General features: G+C 43.4%; 17 protein-coding genes. 10 read left to right on the plus strand and 7 right to left on the minus strand.

What is annotated here, in order from left to right; translation table 11 throughout:
- The first annotated feature begins 78 nt into the window (after nucleotides 1–78).
- From metJ to H5123_RS01395, 5 genes are all read left to right on the plus strand, one after another.
- On the plus strand, nucleotides 79–393 hold the full coding sequence (gene metJ, locus H5123_RS01375) for a met regulon transcriptional regulator MetJ (RefSeq protein ID WP_011638970.1): 315 nt from the start codon (nucleotides 79–81) through the stop codon (nucleotides 391–393).
- Between the two features lie 194 nt (nucleotides 394–587).
- Nucleotides 588–1,325: a sulfite exporter TauE/SafE family protein gene (locus H5123_RS01380; RefSeq protein ID WP_182696767.1), complete on the plus strand. Its 738-nt coding sequence runs from the start codon at nucleotides 588–590 to the stop codon at nucleotides 1,323–1,325.
- Nucleotides 1,326–1,634: 309 nt separating this feature from the next.
- Complete coding sequence (locus H5123_RS01385) at nucleotides 1,635–1,964, plus strand: cytochrome c (RefSeq protein ID WP_124015148.1); 330 nt, start codon at nucleotides 1,635–1,637, stop codon at nucleotides 1,962–1,964.
- Between the two features lie 152 nt (nucleotides 1,965–2,116).
- The gene (locus tag H5123_RS01390) at nucleotides 2,117–3,829 is read left to right on the plus strand and encodes a DUF3373 domain-containing protein (protein ID WP_182696905.1); all 1,713 of its coding nucleotides are present in this window, start codon (nucleotides 2,117–2,119) and stop codon (nucleotides 3,827–3,829) included.
- 62 nt (nucleotides 3,830–3,891) lie between these two features.
- On the plus strand, nucleotides 3,892–5,286 hold the full coding sequence (locus H5123_RS01395; RefSeq protein ID WP_182696768.1) for a tetrathionate reductase family octaheme c-type cytochrome: 1,395 nt from the start codon (nucleotides 3,892–3,894) through the stop codon (nucleotides 5,284–5,286).
- Nucleotides 5,287–5,377: 91 nt separating this feature from the next.
- Here H5123_RS01395 and H5123_RS01400 read toward each other — a convergent pair whose 3' ends face one another.
- From H5123_RS01400 to H5123_RS01410, 3 genes are all read right to left on the minus strand, one after another.
- Nucleotides 5,378–6,358, minus strand: a complete 981-nt coding sequence (locus H5123_RS01400) for a pseudouridine synthase (protein ID WP_182696769.1) — start codon at nucleotides 6,356–6,358, stop codon at nucleotides 5,378–5,380.
- Between the two features lie 111 nt (nucleotides 6,359–6,469).
- A complete protein-coding gene (locus H5123_RS01405; RefSeq protein ID WP_124015151.1) occupies nucleotides 6,470–7,048 on the minus strand; it encodes an LON peptidase substrate-binding domain-containing protein in 579 nt (192 codons plus the stop codon).
- A 213-nt stretch (nucleotides 7,049–7,261) separates the two neighbouring features.
- Entirely contained in the window at nucleotides 7,262–8,317 is a 1,056-nt protein-coding gene (locus tag H5123_RS01410; RefSeq protein WP_182696770.1) for an alpha/beta hydrolase, read from the minus strand.
- 105 nt (nucleotides 8,318–8,422) lie between these two features.
- Here H5123_RS01410 and H5123_RS01415 point away from each other — a divergent pair, with 105 nt between their 5' ends.
- Nucleotides 8,423–8,884, plus strand: a complete 462-nt coding sequence (locus H5123_RS01415) for a YhcH/YjgK/YiaL family protein (RefSeq protein WP_182696771.1) — start codon at nucleotides 8,423–8,425, stop codon at nucleotides 8,882–8,884.
- A gap of 219 nt (nucleotides 8,885–9,103) precedes the next feature.
- Nucleotides 9,104–10,027, plus strand: coding sequence for a manganese-dependent inorganic pyrophosphatase (locus H5123_RS01420; protein WP_182696772.1), 924 nt, complete (start codon nucleotides 9,104–9,106; stop codon nucleotides 10,025–10,027).
- Between the two features lie 93 nt (nucleotides 10,028–10,120).
- Here the strand turns inward: H5123_RS01420 and H5123_RS01425 are convergent, their stop codons facing one another.
- The 4 genes from H5123_RS01425 to H5123_RS01440 form a co-directional block, all read right to left on the minus strand.
- Complete coding sequence (locus tag H5123_RS01425; protein ID WP_182696773.1) at nucleotides 10,121–10,525, minus strand: DUF1850 domain-containing protein; 405 nt, start codon at nucleotides 10,523–10,525, stop codon at nucleotides 10,121–10,123.
- Complete coding sequence (locus H5123_RS01430; protein WP_259395565.1) at nucleotides 10,525–12,582, minus strand: TRAP transporter permease; 2,058 nt, start codon at nucleotides 12,580–12,582, stop codon at nucleotides 10,525–10,527. The genes H5123_RS01425 and H5123_RS01430 overlap by 1 nt, the downstream gene beginning before the upstream one ends.
- Before the next feature lie 100 nt (nucleotides 12,583–12,682).
- Nucleotides 12,683–13,636, minus strand: a complete 954-nt coding sequence (locus H5123_RS01435; protein ID WP_182696774.1) for a TAXI family TRAP transporter solute-binding subunit — start codon at nucleotides 13,634–13,636, stop codon at nucleotides 12,683–12,685.
- 329 nt (nucleotides 13,637–13,965) lie between these two features.
- Nucleotides 13,966–15,243, minus strand: a complete 1,278-nt coding sequence (locus tag H5123_RS01440; RefSeq protein ID WP_182696775.1) for a glycerophosphodiester phosphodiesterase family protein — start codon at nucleotides 15,241–15,243, stop codon at nucleotides 13,966–13,968.
- Between the two features lie 163 nt (nucleotides 15,244–15,406).
- On the opposite strand from H5123_RS01440, the gene H5123_RS01445 reads away from it, so the two are divergent.
- From H5123_RS01445 to H5123_RS01455, 3 genes are all read left to right on the plus strand, one after another.
- Entirely contained in the window at nucleotides 15,407–16,048 is a 642-nt protein-coding gene (locus H5123_RS01445; protein ID WP_182696776.1) for a DsbA family protein, read from the plus strand.
- Between the two features lie 202 nt (nucleotides 16,049–16,250).
- Nucleotides 16,251–16,928 (plus strand): monofunctional biosynthetic peptidoglycan transglycosylase, encoded by a 678-nt coding sequence (mtgA, locus tag H5123_RS01450; protein WP_124015159.1) that lies wholly within the window; start codon nucleotides 16,251–16,253, stop codon nucleotides 16,926–16,928.
- A 315-nt stretch (nucleotides 16,929–17,243) separates the two neighbouring features.
- Nucleotides 17,244–19,178 carry a radical SAM protein gene (locus tag H5123_RS01455; RefSeq protein WP_182696777.1) on the plus strand — a complete coding sequence of 645 codons (1,935 nt, stop codon included), beginning with the start codon at nucleotides 17,244–17,246 and terminating at the stop codon, nucleotides 19,176–19,178.
- Nucleotides 19,179–19,257 lie beyond the last annotated feature (79 nt).

The following is a 19,257-nucleotide window of genomic DNA, read 5'->3' on the forward strand; positions in this document are numbered from 1 at the left end:
ATTAAATAGTAGCAATAATTTGACTAGAGATTGTAACGGTTTAAAATCTGCAGCGTATTTATCGTTAAGGGTAAGTTAATGACTGAATGGAATGGCGAATATATCAGCCCATATGCCGAACACGGCAAAAAAAATGAACAAGTAAAAAAAATTACGGTTTCTATCCCTTTAAAAGTATTAAAAGTACTGACAGATGAGCGGACGCGTCGCCAGATAAATAATCTGCGCCATGCAACTAACAGTGAACTGCTATGCGAAGCATTTTTGCACGCGTACACAGGTCAACCATTACCTTATGACGGTGATTTATCAAAAGATCAGCCTGATAGCATTCCAAGTGAAGCGAAAAAGTTAATGGATGATATGGGTATCGAATGGGAAGAGCTCGAATAACCTACAGGTTAATGAATCCCTCACCGACTTTAAAACTGCCCATTGATACCAATCCTTATTGAAGTTTGCTCTTTTAGCGAAAATGATTAGCGTGGTATTCGAGGCAGTCTTTTAAAGGCAAAGTTGCTGTACGCCTAAAATAGATCCAATTTCAATGTGGATTGCTATAAGCAGTAATATTTTAAAGAGAAATTATGATGTCATTTATCGATCCAACCACTTTGATACTGGCATCAATTATTGTATTTTTTGGCGCGCTAACCCAAAGCTTAATTGGCTTTGGGTTAGCCGTTGTAGCAAGCCCACTACTGTATATTGTTAATCCTCAATTAGTTCCTGTTCCTATTATTGCCATGGGTTTTGCAATCTCTGCAATGACCTTGTTTAGAGAGCGCGGCCACCTGCAGTTTAATGGATTACAATATGCCTTACTGGGACGTGTTCCAGGAGGATTTTTAGGTGCAGGGTTATTACTGTTTGCACCACAAGCCATACTAGGCTTGGTGATTGCAGCAATCGTGTTTATTGCCGTTATCCTAAGCGTCTTTCGCTTTACCGCACCAATCAATCGCATCAGTTTATTTATCGCTGGGGTATTTTCGGGCATATTTGGCAATATCGCTGCGATCGGCGGCCCACCAATGGCCATTTTACTTGCCGGTCAAGATGCCAGTCAATTTAGGGCGGCGCTATCAGCCTTTTTTGTCTTTAGCTCATTAATCGCATTGGCTATTTTAGCCGTTGTCGGCTTAGTTGAAGTAAAACATTTATGGCTATCACTGCTATTACTCCCCTCAGTCATTGCAGGCTACCTTGTCTCTGGTCGATTAATTGGCCGTGTCGATAAAGAGAAAACCCGGGCTGCGACATTAATATTGTGTAGCATTAGCGCAACAATATTAGTAATAAAGTCGACAATCGCATTAATTTAACGCCACTCACTGATTCTCTTTATCAAATGACCTTCCAATAAACAGGGCTGCGCATTATTTTATGTGGCTGAATCCCTGTCACTAAACGTTAATTTATCCTCTAGCAAACTATTACCCTCTAGACAATAGATCTGCATCACATCAACTCCATTAGATTTTTATCAATTAACTTTTTTTCAATTAGTTTTTTCTCATGGATATGATCTACTTCAAATTAACACTACCTCCTTTTAGGTAACATTATTTACAGCAAAACAATAAATATATGTTGCTAAGGCACCAGCCATAAAAAGCTTTGTAGAGGATAAAATGATGAACATTTACGTTAAAGTTGGTATTGCAATCGCGATTGCATTTTCTCTTGGTAGCCAAGTAATGGCTGCAGAAGGTGGTAACCCTAAAAAAGGTAAACATCTTTATAAAAAAGAATGTAAAGCTTGCCACAGTGCCAATAGTGAAGGCAAAGAGCTCACCCCTATGACCAAAACCATGAGCCAGTGGGATCGCTTTTTCACCCGTGATATGCATAAAGCCAAACCTGCTGTTTTCGAGGCGCTATCAGAAAAAGACTTGAAAGATATTCAACAGTTTTTATATGACCACGCAGCCGATTCAGACCAACCAGCAACCTGTGGCTAAGTCATTACAGCTTAGGGCCTTGTCGTCTTAAGCGTCAACATCAGCCAATAACCAAACTGACAAAATAGTGAGGCTTAGCCTCAGGGATTTTTACACCAAAAATTTGCCACATCAGCTTATACATTTGGCAAGTTTAGGGGGAGAGAAAGATGATGAGAACTCTGATATCAATACTTGTAGCTAATGCGCTTTTCATGAGCGGCGCTAGCTTAGCGGCAGACACCGATGCACAAAAAATTGCCGATCTTAAACAACAACTGGCCACCATTACCGAAGATCTTGACGACTTAAACTCACGGGTTGATAAAACTGAGCGCCATACGGCACTGGACAGAGTGTCCATCACTGGTGACTTTAGAACCAAAGCACACTCATTACATTATCAAAATGTCACATGGAACCCTGCCATGAACGTTAACTTTTCTGATTTTGGCGCGAAAGCCATGTCAGGAGCATTTGGCGATCCAAATAGTGCCACCTCACCATTGGGCCAAATGATGATGGCTAATCCTGATTTAGCCAGCGCGTTTCAAAGCGGTATGCTGCAAGGCATTATGCCAATGGTGTTAGGCCAAAAAACCCAACAAGATATTAATAACGACATATTTTACACTACCCGGTTACGCCTAAACATTGATGCCAAAGTATGGGACAACGTCAGCTTTGCCGGACGCTTAACCATGTTTAAGAGTTGGGGAGACTCAGCTGGGGTTAAAGTATTCGACTCGTGGAACTCATTCACCATGGATGGCACCAGTAGCGGTAGCACCAGTGGTGATGAGTTAAAAGTAGAGCGCGCCTATTTTAACTGGAAAGATATTAACGATAGTGGCGTTTACCTCTCTATTGGGCGTCGTCCTTCAACCTATGGCCCACCAAGCCATTATCGTGAAAATGAACTCAGAGGCGGCACACCGTCAGGCCACTTAGTCAATTTCAACTTCGATGGTCTTACCTTAGGTTACAACTTAGGTGATATCACAGGTACTGAAGGGCAAACTGTACGTTTTTGTTACGGTCAAGGCTTTGAGTCACAGTACGGTAATGGCGAATTGTTTGGTGACATCATCACTAAAGACACCCACCTCGGCGGGTTTAATATCGACTTGATTAATGACGGTAACCATTTCTTACAGTTCACCTTATTCGGTGCTAAAGATGTCAATGATGGCTTTACAGGCACCATGGCATTCCCAACTCAACTGGCAGGCATCTTTGCCCCAACCATGTATCAAGACATGCAAAAATTTGACAACTTTAACTTCGTCACCCGCGTGCAACCAAGCGGTGTGATTGGTGATATGTACTTAGGTGGACTTGGTTATGCCTATGAATCCGATGACGATATGAAAGTGTTTGCTTCACTCGGCTGGACTCGTGCAGAACCGAACGGCAATGCCGGTTTATTCGGCGGCATGTTAAGCGATGCGGTATTTGAAGCCGAACTTAATAGCACAGGTACTGAAATCATTATGGTGCCAAAAGAAACCGTTGATAGCGACACCAAAGACGGTTATGGCATTTATGTGGGTATGCAAATCCCTGCCCCCTTCGGTAAATTCGGTTTGGAATATAACTACGGCTCTAAATACTGGAGTCCCTTCACCCAAGCACAAGACGACCCAATCGGCAGTAAGTTAGCCACCCGCGGTCATGTTGCCGAAGCCTATTATATCTTTGATATTAATCCAAAAATGTTTATCAAGTTAGCCGGTTTGTATTACGACTATGAATATACCGGAAGTGGCTCACCAGTGGGTGCTCCTCAGAAAATTGACGATGTGATTGCCGGTAGTGCCTACTCAATGCTGCCTGTGGTTGACACTGCCTATGACGTCAATGCCTCACTGACCGTTAACTTCTAACACTCACTTAACCTTCTAACTTGGCCCCCCTGAGCACAAGCTCAGGGGTAAGGACAAACACCATGAAACTATTATCAGCACTGGCTGTATTACTGTTATTAAGCAGTAGTGCACAGGCTGCCTTTAACCACAAAGAGGCGTTACAAGGGCCTTTTACCAGCGGCACCGAGGTGACAACACAATGCTTAACCTGCCATCAAGAACATGCAGAAGAGTTTATGAAATCTTCCCACTGGACTTGGGAGTTAGAACAAAAACTGCCAGGTCGCACTGTTAAAAGAGGCAAGAAAAATAGCATCAACAACTTTTGTGTGTCGATCTCTGGCAATGAACCACGTTGTACCAGTTGCCATGCGGGTTATGGTTGGAAAGATTCTACATTTGATTTTAAAGACATGACCAAAGTCGATTGCTTGGTATGTCATGACACAACAGGGACGTACATTAAAGATCCAGCTGGTGCAGGTGAACCGTTAGCCAAAGTCAATTTAACGAACGTAGCACAGAATGTGGGAGCGCCCGTGCGTGATAATTGCGGCAGTTGCCACTTCTACGGCGGCGGTGGTGATGCCGTTAAACATGGTGATTTAGACTCATCGATGGCTTACCCAGACAAGGCAACCGATGTCCACATGGACACCGACGGTAATGACTTCCAGTGCCAAACTTGTCACGTCACTGAAAATCATCAAATCAGCGGTAACGCTATGGGCGTATCACCTGGTGGTGAAAACAAAATTGGCTGTGAAAACTGCCATGATGCCGCGCCTCACAAAAATAAAAAGCTTAATACACATACTGCAACAGTAGCGTGTCAGACCTGTCATATACCGTCATTTGCTAAAAATGAACCCACTAAAATGCGTTGGGACTGGTCAAAGGCAGGACAAGATCTTCCTGAAACTACAGACCAATATGGCAAGCACACCTTTATGAAAAAGAAAGGCAGCTTTATTTGGCAAAAAGACGTTCCACCACAATACGCTTGGTTTAACGGTCACGCAGATGCCTACATGGCGGGCGACAAAATTGATCCAACTACAGTGGTAAAATTAGCTTTTCCATTAGGTGATATAAAAGACCCTAAAGCTAAAATCTATCCATTTAAAGTGCATACAGGTAAGCAAATATACGACACCGAACTCAATATATTACTGACCCCTAAAACATACGGTAAAGGTGGTTACTGGACTGACTTTGATTGGGACTTAGCGGCCAAACTGGGTATGGAAGCGAACCCAACCATGGTAGAAAAAGGACTTAAGTACAGCGGTAAACATGGTTTTGTTGAAACCGAAATGTGGTGGCGTATCAACCATATGGTGTCACCAAAAGATAAAGCATTACAGTGTAATGACTGCCATAACAAAGGCCAACGCTTAAACTGGCAAGCCCTTGGTTATGATGGCGATCCAATGAAAAACAGCAAAGGGATTAAGCACGCTAAAGCAGAATAAAGTCGCATAAATCTCTAGTATAAAAGACGAATATCAAACCCAAAACCGCCATCAACATATTGATGGCGGTTTTTTAGTCGTTAAAAATGGACTAAAAAGCTAAACCTTGGCACTGGAAATCTTGTTCAATACCACTGACAGGATCAATAAAACGCAAGCGTTTAGCCAATAACTGTAATGGTTTATCAAAATTATCCGGCCCTTTAGGTTGTAACACCGGATAAAAGCGATCATTGATGATAGGCATGCCTAGACTCAACATATGCACTCGTAATTGATGAGTTTTGCCAGTAATTGGGCTTAACTCAAATAATCCTAAATCACCTTTTACTGCCACTAAGCTGATTTCAGAATGGCTATTGGCCTCACCTTCGATCACCTGCATAGTAAAGCTTGGGTTGGCTGGAGCGATACGATTTTTCACCGTCCAGTGGATAGGTAATGCACAGCTATTATCAGCTAATTGAGTCAATAATTGCGGGGTTATCTTTGCAATGGCCTGATAGTTTTTAGTGATGTTGTCATCTAAAAACAATTGATGATAAGCATGCCGAGTTTGCGGATTGAGTGTCATTAACATCACCCCTGCGGTGTCCTTATCGAGCCGATGAGCGGGTGCAACAGTGTCAATTTCTGTCGCAATACGTAATCGATGTACTAGGCATTCGTTAACGTAATTACCACCTGGCGTTACAGGTAAAAAATGCGGCTTGTAGACGATAATGGTATGACTGTCTTGATACAGTACTTGCTCTGCAAACGGCACTTGCGTTTCGGCTAACACTTCACGGTAATAATATACCCGCGCAGTAGCTTGATAAGCACTGTCTGCGGTAATTAATTCACCATTTAGCCAATGCACTTTGCCATCGTTAATCCGCTGTTGCCATACACTGACATCGATTTGCTGAAAATGATCGACCAAAAACTCCAACACAGTTTGGTATTGCTTGCCCGCTAACTCAGTCGCGCGTGGTAACACAATATACGAAGGTTGAGCGGCAATGGCGGCGGTTGCTGTTTTGGAGGCTGATTGAGTGTGACTCTTGCTATAGTTTGCTGAATTAGGCATAAATAACTTGGCTATATGAAGATAACAAATGGCAAAATGATAACGCTATCTTATCAGGCTAGGCCCAGATTGTATCTTGATTATCACTATCTCAATAAGCCACGTCATGCGTCATACATCCACATGCGATTTAAGCAACTGCAGGACAAAATCCATGGTTTTATGGCAGTTAGGTTGCTCGACAAGAATCAACTTATCGCGATTATACATAGGTAAGACTTCTAACCAACGCTGACTAACCCAAGTAGCATCTTCTAAATGAGTTTGTGAATACAATTCCAGTAAATCTGGATTCACTTGATAAAATTGGTCCAGTGCGGCACTGATAATTTCAAACTCGCCCGCAATAGGTTCATGATCCCAATTAGCGCAAGGAAGCGCGCGGGCTATCCAGCAACCGTCGCGTTTTTTTGCTGCAGATAATATTTTAAGCCGCTGTAAACCTTCAATAATAATGCTTAAAGATCCATCGTCTAACTGGTTGAAATCAATGATATTACATTGGGTAACGGCAATGTAACAAGGCGGCTCACTATTGAGTTTCAATGGCGCGAATGCTAAGCCATAGTGGCCTTTGAGTACATCGGCAACCATACGTAAATCGCTCGGTGTCACCACTCGAATTTCAAGTCGACCACCTGGCAATAACACTCCATCTTGGATAAGTAATGCCACTTCTTTTGTTTGCATAACAGCCTCCTACACCATAGGTGAAGTTACTGAACTAAAGTCAAATCAATAAGACAAGTGTAGCAGTGGTTAATATTTCAACAACTTAAGCAGTGTAAATAATGCTTATTACCGACGTCACCAGCCATTTACACTTGGTCTTATTTCAATAGACCTAGTTCAATAAGACTATCTTTCACAAACAGGACAAAAAACACTCAGAGAGTGGCCACTTTACAAACGTTCAATACGATCCATTATCGTGCCAGAGGCGACTATCTCGGCAAATTCATCCGCTAATATTTGACTTTTTTGTACACTTTGCTGCCAATAAGCAATACGAGTTGGGGTATCTAAATGCTTAAAATCTTCACGGTCTGGAATTTTACTAAAGGGTAAACTGGCAATAAATTGCTTACTCGGTGCTAAAATTAAGCCATTGTGGTAATTGGCTTTGGCTTTGCGCCATAACAGGGACTTATCAAACCAGCCGGGGCTCATATAAGGATAAAAGTGCGGATATAAACTCAAGCCAGTTGCTGCGGGTAATGGCATATCAAAATGGTAATCGGTAATGCCGCCATCGTAATAATGGCCTTTTGGCGATCCTTGCAGGTCTTTAACCGGATCAAGCAGCAACGGGATCGATCCACTGGCCAATAGTCCATGACGAATATTGTCTTGAGTTAATTCAACATGCTTAGTCGGCAAATCTTTTAAGCGCCTAAAAGGTGATGCATCATCTTTATGGCTCAGAATTACCCGCTCAAAATGCCAACCTAAGCTTTTACGATTAACCACGTTACTCACAGCCGCCATAGACAGCCCAATCATTAAGCCAAACTTGGCCTGAATGCGATTTAAATGCCGAGCGCGGCACGCCACCATATGATGGCGAATTAACGGATTAGCAATAATATCAGCACCTTGCTGCTCACCCAGAATACCATCCACAATGTGCAATACTTGGGCACTGACTTGTTCACGCGTTGGTTTTTTTTGGTAATCTTGATGGATATAAAAATGTTCTAATCTTTCATAAGCCGCTAAGGGATCTTGTTGTGCCATACAAGATAAGCGCCATGCGCCCGACGATGCGCCCATGGTATAGAGCGGATCTTGGCGTTGTTTAAAAAACTCACTAAATAAATATTTATCTAAGCCCGCTATCGCCAACCATTTAGGCCCGCCTGAAGCAGCAAAAAGCTGGGTAAATAATGATTGTTGCAAGCCGTTCGCTTCAAGTTGTTCGTAAGCAGTTGGTCCAGCAAGTAAACGTAATGCAGGCAATGTACAATCCTTCTTATATTTGTAATGCTGATATCTTGCTAAAACTGTATGCTTTAACGCTAACACGCTATGATGTTTTTGTGATTATTATCTTACGGAATTTTTATGATTGTTGATACTTTAACTAACCGTCATCTATATACGTCACTCAGCCCGAGATTAGCCAAAGCTTTAGCCCATCTTGCCGAGACCGACTTTAGCCAACTTGAGGTAGGAAACTACCCAATCGAAGGCAAAGATATTTTCGTTATCATTAATGATTATGAAACTAAACCCAAAGAAACAGAGCCATTTGAAGTTCATCGTCAATATATTGATGTGCAATATGTGGTTAGCGGTGAAGAAGAGTTTGGCTATTTACCTTTAGCCAACCAAACCCCTTCTAAGCCATATTTTGATAAGCATGATTACGCCGAATTCGATTTTCAATCGAACCAAGATGACGCAGCATTTATTCCGCTAAAGGCGGGGATGTTTGCGCTATTTTTCCCTGGTGACATTCATATGCCTGGTACGAGCGCAACCCCACAGAAAGTCCGCAAAGTAGTCATTAAAGTTCGAATTTAATGGCCTTACATAAAAGATAGCTAAGTTCATATGTGCTATTTTAGGTTATAGAATACAATAGGCCTTGAGACTCTTAGCTTGGGGCTTTTTATTAATGGATGACTCAAATCATTAGTAATAACACTCCGGTGATGCGCTAAACAACTCAAGTGGTATTTTTTAATGCTATCAGGATTAATCCTTGTTAAAATCATGGTAACTTTATAGGAGAGTGTTTCAATGGCAATGTATGTAGTGGGTCACAAGATCCCTGATTCAGATTCAATTTGTGGTGCAATCGCATTAGCATATTTAAAAAACCAAATCGGTGAACCAGCTATTGCTGCCCGTTTAGGTGAGTTATCACCAGAAACCGCATTTATTTTAGAGAAATTTGGTTTTGAAGCACCTGAATACAAAACCAGCTATGCTGGTGAAGAAGTCTACATTGTTGACCATTCAGAAATTACTCAAGCACCAGATGATATTGCTCAAGCAACTATTGTCGGTATTGTTGACCACCACAAATTAGGCGATCTCACCACTTCTACTCCGCTAGAATGTTGGATTCGCCCAGTGGGTTGTAGCAACACAGTGATCAAAATGATGTACGATTTTTACCAAGTAAAAATTCCAGCAAACATCGCTGGCATCATGATGTGCGCCATTTTAAGTGACACTGTCATTTTCAAATCACCAACCTGTACCACTGCAGACATTCGTTGTGTCGAAGCATTAGCTGAAATAGCGGGTGTTGAAGACTTTAAAGAAGTCGGCATGGACATGTTTAAAGTAAAATCAGCAGTTGAAGGCACGCCAGCACGTGATCTAGTTATGCGCGATTTTAAAGACTTCAACATGAACGGTAACTTAGTTGGTATTGGCCAATTAGAAGTGATCGACTTGTCTGTATTTGACGACATCAAAGCTGATTTAGAAGCTGATATAGCTAAATTGAAAGTCGAAGGCAATCGTCACAGCGTATTATTACTGCTAACCGATATCATGAAAGAAGGTTCAGAAATGTTAGTGGTTTCTGATTCAGCAGATTTAACCGAGCGTGCTTACGGTAAGCCTACCGTTGATGGCCGCGTGTGGTTAGACGGCGTATTAAGCCGTAAAAAACAAGTTGTACCTGCACTGCAAGATGCATTTGCAAAGTAAGTCGTGGTAAAAAATTCAATAAAAAAGCTGAATCAATTGATTCAGCTTTTTTTATCTCTAATACATCTTATCGGCATGGTTAACACACCAAACTCATACTGGTATATCACAGCCCCATAGCTCAATGGAGGGCTGTTTAGTGGTAGGCTCACCGACCCAATAACTCATTGGGTGGCATTGTTGCCCAGCCTGAGCCGATGAAACACATAACTGATAATCCCCCGCTTCTGGAGTTCTGCCTAACTTTAGGATTGGCAAAATAGGTAAATTGGGTTTGTAGTGCCAACTGCCATCTTTTAACACCGCATCGGCAGGAATTTCCATCCCTGCACCACTGCCTTTTACCCTGGCTTGTTCTAAAATAAAACCTTCATTCGTTAAACGATAATCTTCGGCCCAACGAATTTTTTCAATCGTGTGCGTCCAAGACAGAGTCATTTCTTCAGCCGGCACTTGCGCCCAAATAGTGCCAGCTAGCCCTAAACATAACCCTAGCATTATTGGTCCTGCGCTAAACGTTTGAGCTTACGAGCGCGCCATACGTGGTGTAAAATAAATGCCAGAGCTAAACCAAAGCCTAATTCATCACTTAATGGCGTCGCTAAAATCAAACAGCCACCAGCAACAAAGCCTAAAATACGTTCCCACCAATAAAGGTTTTGTAATAAGTAGCCGGTAAAAATCACCCCCCAAATACCAATCGCAACGGTTGCTTTTAGCACTACAAAAATAGTCTCTAGCACACCACCACTTTGGAGCATTAACGCGGGGTCGTATACCGCCATAAAAGGAATGATAAACCCAGCAATCGCAATACGAATAGCCCACAAACTGATTTTTAAGCCTTTCTCTTTTGCTATTGGCGCGGCCGCGAAACACGCTAGTGCAACCGGTGGAGTGAGGTCAGCCATAATGCCAAAATAAAACACAAACATGTGCGACACAATTAACGGCACACCTAAGTCGAGTAATGCTGGAGCAGCTATTGAACTGGTAATAATGTAGTTAGGGATAGTGGGGATCCCCATGCCTAAAATAAGACAAGTTACCATGGTCAATACTAACGATAAAAACAGATTATCTTGGCCCACCGCCAAGATATATCCAGCAAAAGTAGAGGCTATACCCGTAAGTGAGACGATACCAATAATCACCCCCACCAGCGCACAGGCAATACCTACAGGCACGGCATGACGGGCACCTTCAACTAATGCATGTAAACATAATGTTAGGGTTGCTTTGCCGCCTTTAACAAACCAACACATCACCATCAGTATGGCAATGATGCCAAACATCACCCCTATGCCCAATTGAAAGAAGCCAGCACATAACACGCCAAGTGCTATCCAAAAAGCAAAACGCATCACAGCAGATGATACATTTAAAATTATCGCCGAACCTAAAATCACAATGGCGGTCAGTGCTAGACCTACCATGCCTGAAAACAGTGGCGTACGCCCAGAGAACAACAAGCCAATCAAAATAAATAACGGAATGAGTAAGTACCAACGTAACTTAATCGCCGCCCATGGATCAGGACATTGATCTTTGGGTAAGCCAGATAAATTGGCGCGTTTTGCCTCTAAATGCACCATCCAAAATACTGAGCAAAAGTACAATACCGCAGGGATCATCGCCGCTTTAGCAATTTCAATAAATTGCACGTTAATGGTTTCGGCCATAATAAAAGCCACAGCGCCCATAATCGGCGGCATAATTTGGCTACCCATACTGGACGTGGCCTCGACCCCGCCGGCAAAAGCTGAACGATAGCCAAAGCGTTTCATAAGTGGAATGGTAAACTGTCCAGTGGTGACCACATTAGCAACCCCCGACCCGGTAATGGTGCCCATGAGTGCCGATGACACCACAGACACTTTTGCTGGCCCACCGACTTTGTGACCAAATAAGCCCATGGCAAAATCGGTGAATAAACGGATCATTCCGGCTTGTTCTAAAAAGGCACCGAACAAAATAAATAAGAAAATATAAGTCGCTGAAACATAGGTTGGTGTGCCATATAAGCCTTCTGTACCAAAGGCTAACTGGTTAACTATTTGGTCAAAACCATAGCCCCGGTGCATTAATTCACCCGGTAAATATTCACCAAATAAACCATAAGCTAAAAATAAACCACAGATAATAGGCAGTGCAATGCCCATCACTCGCCTTGCCGCTTCAAACACTAACGCAACTAATACCACACCAATTATCATGTCATTTTGGGTTAAGTCACCAGAGCGTTGAATTAAGTCTGCTTCAAACACCCATTGATACACAGCTGTTGCCATACCCGCTAAACCAAGTAGCCACGCCAAAGGTTGCCATGGCTGACTCTTGCCCATACCGGGGTAACTGATAAACACCACTAATAATAAAAAACCCACGTGCACTGCGCGTAATACTTGGGTTGAAACCGGATGAAATGCAGCTGTGGTAATTTGAAAAATTGAAAAAATCAGCGCCACAAAAAACAATGCTTTTGGCCAATCGCGGGTATCTGCACTTAAGCCATGTTCAGACATAGTAGTCTGGTTATTGGATGGATCACTCATGGTACGCCTCTACACTTACTACAGCTAAAATCGGTGTGTCTAAAAAACAACTAAGCGCTTGCTTAAGGTTAAGCAAGCGCTCACAAAAAGAAGCATAAGATTACAGTGCATTCACTTCTTTGTAGTAACGTTCAGCACCTGGATGTAATGGGATGGGTAAGTTTTTAGTAGCCGTTTCTAAGCTTATATCTTTCGCCGCAGAGTGCGCTGTGCCTAAACGGTCAAGGTTTTCAAACATCAGCTTAGTCATTTGATAAGCAATTTCATCAGAGACCTTACTGTGGCTTACAAGTAAATTCTGAATCGCAACGGTACTGACATCTTCCGTTTGACCTTCATAAGTATTGGCTGTAATCACTCCGACTTGGTAAGCAGGATTATTGATTTTAGCCACCACATCAGCAGGGATCTCAACAAAGTTAATCGCCATTGTTGCTGCTAAATCTCGAATGGCTGCCATACCTAGGCCAGATGATTGCAACGTCGCATCCAATTGACGGTTTTTAATCAACTCAACAGATTCGGCATAAGGCAAAAACTCGACTTTAGCCATATCGTCATAGCTTAAGCCGGCAGCGCTGAAAATAGCGCGTGCGTTTAGCTCAGTACCTGATTTAGGGGCGCCGACAGAAATGCGTTTACCTTTTAAATCTGCAAGGCTATTAATCCCAGCGTCTTTATTGGCGACAATTTGAATAAAGTTTGGATAGGTTGCCGCAATCACACGTAACTTATCCAGTGGTTTGTTAAAGCCAGCGTCAGCATCACCAGCCCATGCTGCAGACACAGAATCACCTAATGCAAGGGCTAACTCACCTCGTCCCGCTTGTAATAAGTTAAGATTTTCAACAGAAGCTTTAGTCGCTTGAACAGAAGTTTTAGAGTCCTCAATACCCTTGCTATAGAGTTGTGAAAGTGCAACTCCAATAGGATAATACACACCACTGGTTCCGCCGGTGAGGATGTTAATAAATGTCGGCGCAGCCATAACTGCGGTACTAATAGACAGCGCAGCAGCTGCGCCAATCATGCAAAAACGTTTGGTTAATTTCATCCTGCAATATCCTTATTTTTTATATTGTTATCAGTATTATTGTGCTGTAACACTACCACTGTCATCCAATACTGCCTATATAGACTAAAGGCTAACAACATGGTTGTAGATTGAATTTATTTACTATTTCAGTCACTTCAATAATGCTTCGACACGTAACCTAGGCAATGATCATCACCCATTGTGTATCGCTAATCGAACCGTGAGTGATTAATACCGCACCATAACGAGTATAGTGAATAGAATAAAAAAGGTGCCAACAATGTTGGCACCTTTTAAGTCAATCCTGTTTACCCCATTTAAACGCGGGATAAGCATGCTGTTAAACATTACATATTCATGCAATTTGCATAATAAGTTACCGTTGCAGGCCAATCGGAAAACACACCAATAACACCAACATCTTTAGCCAGTACATCTAATAACTCAAAAGTGTCGCCTTCGTTATCTATAGCATCAGCAATGCTTTGATAATACCAACCGCCCCCACCTTGACTCAGTGGGCCAGAACGCTCAAGAGACCATGCGATAATTTTTAAGCCTGCTGCATTAGCCGCGTTGGCATATTCAGAAGGTATGATGGCCTTGTTATTATCTAAGGTGACTAACATCCATAAAGGTGGCGCGATAATTTTCACGCCATCAGCGGCTAAGGCATCCATACTCGGTGACCAAGTCGCGCTGTTTTGCGGATCAAATCCAGCCTGCTCATCACGTCCATCAAGGTAAACCGCCTGCTCGGCAAACTCTGGCGCATTGGCTATCCAATATTTTACATCGTCTAAATTAAATGACTGCGGGAATACCTGTGATGCATCGACACCTGCGGCGGCATATTCATCTAGCATTTTTTGGGCATAATCTTGCTGAGTAAATCCATCATAAGGCATGCTCACACTGGCCGATTTAAGCTCAGGGGTCATCTTTACACCTGCGGCTTTAAACAAGGCTATACTCTCAGCATGGGTCATTAAGGTGCCATTACCCGCATATAAATCGGTGCGCCAGTTTGGTGTACCATCAATAAACTCTGCAACCGTGGTGGCCTTAGGATTAAAGCCATCCATTTTGCCTTTTAAGGTTTTAAATTCAGCCAGCGTAATATCACTTGTACAACAGGTTGCTGTAGCACTCACGCCGTTAGCGGCATCGGCAGGTGAAAACGGCACCGAACATTTATTGGCAAGCTCAGGGATTGCGAGAATATTCGTCGTCGTTGCTAAGTCGCACTGTGAATGGCGACATACCAGCGCTTTGTCGGCTGTAAAAGTGACGTCACACTCAACAATACCGGCACCGGAATCAATAGCCGCTTGATAAGATTCTTTGGTGTGCTCAGGAAATTGCATCGAGGCACCACGATGGCCAATGGCAAAGTCAGTGCGGTAAAATGGTCCAGTCTCGCATTGGGCTAATTGAGTTTTTAATTCACTGTCTTGCATTTGATCGACTAAAAATAACGGCCTAAGGCCGACTTGCGCGACAACACTTTTATCTACCACTGCTGAAGCCGTGTCATTATTGTCGTTACTGTTACAGCCTGAGACCCATAACATACTGGTTAAAATAGAAATAATGCCCAGTGTTATACTTTTTTGCCCTGTCATTTTAGTACCTCCGTGTAGTAATGCTGTAATGCATTGTTTGTTAAAATTATCTTACGCAATGAATATGACTAAAATAGCGAACTAATATGACAATATTAGTATCTACTGTATTTAAGATAGATTGAGTTGCTAGGCTGCAAAGCAATTAATAAAGAGAACCATAATGTCAGATACAACACTCTATTATGTGCACGACCCTATGTGCAGCTGGTGTTGGGGATATCGCCCCACATGGGACACCCTCCAAGCCCAACTGCTGCAGCAATTTAACCAACAACTGACAATAAAATACTTAGTTGGCGGTTTAGCACCCGATTCTGAACTGCCTATGCCACAGGCCATGCAGCAAATGCTCCAACAAACTTGGCATAAGATAGCTCAACAATTGGGGACTCAATTTAATCACGACTTTTGGCAGCACAGCCAACCTAGACGATCAACTTATCTAGCCTGCAGAACCACTATTGTTGCACGCCAATATGGACTTGAGCAGCAAATGATCAACTCAATCCAACAGGCTTATTATCTGCACGCGCGCAATCCATCTGATATTGGCACCTTAACATCTATCGCCACTCAATTAGGCATCCCGGCAGATCTTTTTAACCAGCAACTAAACGCCAGTGAAACAGAAGAGCAATTAATCACAGAAATTAACCTTGCCCGCCAACTGCCTATTCAAGGATTCCCCTCGTTAGTATTGATGGTTGCTAACAACGCCTATCCTATTAGGCTTGATTACCAACAATGGCAAACGAGTTTAGCCGACATCCGTACTATTTTATCAAATCCTCCAGCTTGTTGAGGTTGTCATAAGAACACATTTTTACGCCATGGCTTACTGTTGTCGCTTAATCCAATCTGTACTCGGAGACCAGATAATCTGCCTTTTAGATATATAATCTGCACGACATTGATTAGCATTTGGTATTGATGGTTAATATCCTATACTCTTGCACGTCGAAAACGACACAGCCCCAAAGGCTAATGATAACAAGAGGCAGTGAATGGCAGATCGTAAACGAGGTTTTTTCGGTTGGACATGGTTTGTCATGTGGCGGTTGTTGCTATTACTGACGCTATTATTATTGCTGCTACGATTTGTGCCACCACCGACTACGTCATTTATGCTGCAAAGCCCTTATCCAGTTACCCAGCACTGGGTCAGCATTGATAAGTTGCCGTCGCAAATAGCGCTGGCGATGGTTGCCTCAGAAGATCAGCGTTTTCCAGAGCACTTCGGTGTCGACTTCACTGCTATCAGTAAAGCCCTTAACCAGTCAGACGATGGCGAAGGCCTTCGCGGGGCTAGCACTATAACCCAACAAACGGCCAAAAACCTTTTGCTATGGCCGGGGCGAAGCTTTATTCGTAAAGGTCTGGAAGCGGGTTTAGCCTTGAGCCTTGAGGTGATTTGGGGTAAAAAACGTATCTTAGAGGTGTATGTAAACGTGGCTGAGTTTGGCAAAGGAATTTACGGCGTAGAAGCAGCCAGCCAGCATTACTTTCATAAATCGGCACGCAATCTCAGCAGTAATGAAGCCGCACGGCTGGCAGTGCTACTACCAAGCCCTCGCAAACGCGATCCCAATAATTTAACCCCTTACCTTCGCCAGAGAGTCGTCTGGGTTGAACGACAAATGAAACAACTTGGCGCTGGCTATTTACGCCCTATTCTTAATTAACGCTAACACCTTAAAAAGGGTCAGATGAAGATTGAGTCCATCTGACTCAAGCGCTTTATCGGCAAGCCTCAGTATCCTAATCGCATGATTCGCAAACTATAAGGTCGACACTGACGACTATTCATCCTTGAGTGACGCTGCATATAGTCAATCCTGATGAATTAAAGAGCTGATGCTCAATCAACCATTATCTAATTTACGGGGCTTTTTTACAGGCCATTTGTTAGAATTCATTATTATGTTGTGGCCGCAGTGTTTGCTGCCATTATTCTGCTTCGCAATAAGCATTCAGGTTTTACTATTTAAAGGCAGGTTATGACCGTTCTTCTAATGACTCCACCTATGACTCAGCTGAATACACCGTATCCAGCAACAGCGTATTTGACCGGTTTTTTACGCTCACGAGGCTATGAGGCGGTGCAGCGAGATCCTGCGATTGAGCTGTTTCTTGAGATGATGACGGCGCCTGCGCTAGAGATTATTCGTCAGCACGTGGAAGAAAACTTCGAGCATTTTGAAGACGATGAACTGCCTGATGTTATCTTCAATTTTCTGGCTGAGTTTGAGCGTTATCATCTGACCGTTGAGCCCGCGATTCGTTTTTTACAGGGTAAAGACCCCAGCCTAGCGATGCGGATTAACTCGCGCCGTTTCTTACCTGAAGGCCCAGCGTTTGATGCAATTGCTCAAATGGAAGCCGTATCTGGCGATGTGTTGCAAGCGGCTTTTGGTAATTTAGGCGTACAAGATAAAGCTAAATATCTCGCCACCCTGTTTATCAATGATCTGTCGAACGTCATCACCCAAGGTGTTGACCCGTATTTTGAAGTCAGCCGTTATGGCGAGAAATTAGCAGCGGCCAACCCAAGCTTTGACAACCTTTACGACACCCTAATGGGCGAACCGAGTTTCAGCTCTGAAATTTTGGAGCAGTTGGTCGAGATGTATCTGGAAGACACACAACCAAGCGTAGTCGCACTAACCGTGCCGTTTCCCGGTAATATGCTCGGCGCGTTACGGATTGCGCAAACCTGTAAGGCCATTAACCCTGAGATCCCTATCGTCATGGGCGGCGGGTTTGTTAATACCGAACTGCGCGCACTCAAAGACCCTCGGGTATTTGAGTTTGTCGACTATATCTGTCTAGACGACGGCGAACGTCCCTTAATCACCCTGCTGGAGTACTTTGAAGGTAAGCGTGAGATAGACGAGTTAGTGCGAACTTACTTTCTCGCCGAAGATGAAAATGGCCAACCTTATGTCCACTTAAATCAAAATGATCAGCTGCACGATATTCCGCAAAGCGAAGTCGGCGCACCGATTTACGACGGCCTGCCACTGGGCGAATATCTGTCTTTGTGTGAAATGCTCAACCCGATGCACCGTATTTGGAGTGATGGCCGCTGGAATAAACTCACCATAGCCCATGGCTGTTACTGGCGCAAATGCAGCTTCTGCGACGTTAGCTTGGACTACATCGACCGCTACGATACCGCAGGCGCCGATGTGTTGGTTGACCGAATTGTAGAGCTTATCGAAGAAACCGGACAAACAGGTTTTCATTTTGTCGATGAAGCTTTACCGCCAAAAACCTTATTTGCGTTTGCAAAACGCCTTATAGAACGTGGGGTCGTGATCAGTTGGTGGGGCAATATCCGTTTTGAGCGCACCTTTAGCCCAGACCGCTGCCAGTTACTGGCAGATTCTGGTTGTATCGCGGTCAGCGGCGGCCTTGAAGTGGCGTCAGACAGACTACTGAAACTAATGAAAAAAGGCGTGAGCGTTGAACGAGTCGCCCACGTGACTAAAGCCTTCAGTGACGCGGGTATTCTGGTGCATGCCTATTTAATGTATGGTTTTCCCACACAAACCGAACAAGAAACCATAGATTCATTGGAAATGGTGCGTCAGTTGATGCAGCAAGGTTGTTTCCAGTCCGCCTACTGGCACCGTTTTGTCGCCACGATCCACAGCCCTATCGGCATCAACCCAGAGCAATTTGGCATCACCCTTGCTGAACGTCCTGAAATCTTATTCGCTGAAAACGATGTCGACTTCACCGACCCAACAGGTACCGATCATGACATGCTTGGCGAAGGGCTACGTAAAGCGCTTTACAACTATATGCACGGTATCGGTTTTGATCAGCCGATGAGCTTTTGGTTTAACCAGCCTCTCGCACGCACTACGATGAAAAAAGACCTGATATCAAAAGCTGTGAATAATTTTATTTTGAGCCATGAAGAGTAAGTTCGGGCTCTCTCATTGAAATAAGTCAACGCAACCTAAAGAATTGGCAGTTAAATTCAGCTTTACAGGCGCACTATGA

It is taken from the genome of Shewanella sp. SR43-4, from assembly GCF_014163845.1.
GTDB classification, from domain to species: Bacteria; Pseudomonadota; Gammaproteobacteria; order Enterobacterales; family Shewanellaceae; genus Shewanella; species Shewanella vesiculosa.

What these genes read in the sequence shown, in the direction of transcription:
- H5123_RS01415 (WP_182696771.1), top strand. Translation starts at nt 8,423, where the DNA reads ATGATTGTTGATACTTTAACTAACCGTCATCTATATACGTCACTCAGC.
- H5123_RS01380 (WP_182696767.1), top strand. Translation starts at nt 588, where the DNA reads ATGATGTCATTTATCGATCCAACCACTTTGATACTGGCATCAATTATT.
- H5123_RS01395 (WP_182696768.1), top strand. Translation starts at nt 3,892, where the DNA reads ATGAAACTATTATCAGCACTGGCTGTATTACTGTTATTAAGCAGTAGT.
- H5123_RS01420 (WP_182696772.1), top strand. Translation starts at nt 9,104, where the DNA reads ATGGCAATGTATGTAGTGGGTCACAAGATCCCTGATTCAGATTCAATT.
- metJ (WP_011638970.1), top strand. Translation starts at nt 79, where the DNA reads ATGACTGAATGGAATGGCGAATATATCAGCCCATATGCCGAACACGGC.
- H5123_RS01390 (WP_182696905.1), top strand. Translation starts at nt 2,117, where the DNA reads ATGAGAACTCTGATATCAATACTTGTAGCTAATGCGCTTTTCATGAGC.
- H5123_RS01440 (WP_182696775.1), bottom strand. Translation starts at nt 15,243, where the DNA reads ATGACAGGGCAAAAAAGTATAACACTGGGCATTATTTCTATTTTAACC.
- H5123_RS01435 (WP_182696774.1), bottom strand. Translation starts at nt 13,636, where the DNA reads ATGAAATTAACCAAACGTTTTTGCATGATTGGCGCAGCTGCTGCGCTG.
- H5123_RS01455 (WP_182696777.1), top strand. Translation starts at nt 17,244, where the DNA reads ATGACCGTTCTTCTAATGACTCCACCTATGACTCAGCTGAATACACCG.
- H5123_RS01425 (WP_182696773.1), bottom strand. Translation starts at nt 10,525, where the DNA reads ATGCTAGGGTTATGTTTAGGGCTAGCTGGCACTATTTGGGCGCAAGTG.
- mtgA (WP_124015159.1), top strand. Translation starts at nt 16,251, where the DNA reads ATGGCAGATCGTAAACGAGGTTTTTTCGGTTGGACATGGTTTGTCATG.
- H5123_RS01385 (WP_124015148.1), top strand. Translation starts at nt 1,635, where the DNA reads ATGATGAACATTTACGTTAAAGTTGGTATTGCAATCGCGATTGCATTT.
- H5123_RS01445 (WP_182696776.1), top strand. Translation starts at nt 15,407, where the DNA reads ATGTCAGATACAACACTCTATTATGTGCACGACCCTATGTGCAGCTGG.
- H5123_RS01400 (WP_182696769.1), bottom strand. Translation starts at nt 6,358, where the DNA reads ATGCCTAATTCAGCAAACTATAGCAAGAGTCACACTCAATCAGCCTCC.
- H5123_RS01405 (WP_124015151.1), bottom strand. Translation starts at nt 7,048, where the DNA reads ATGCAAACAAAAGAAGTGGCATTACTTATCCAAGATGGAGTGTTATTG.
- H5123_RS01430 (WP_259395565.1), bottom strand. Translation starts at nt 12,582, where the DNA reads ATGAGTGATCCATCCAATAACCAGACTACTATGTCTGAACATGGCTTA.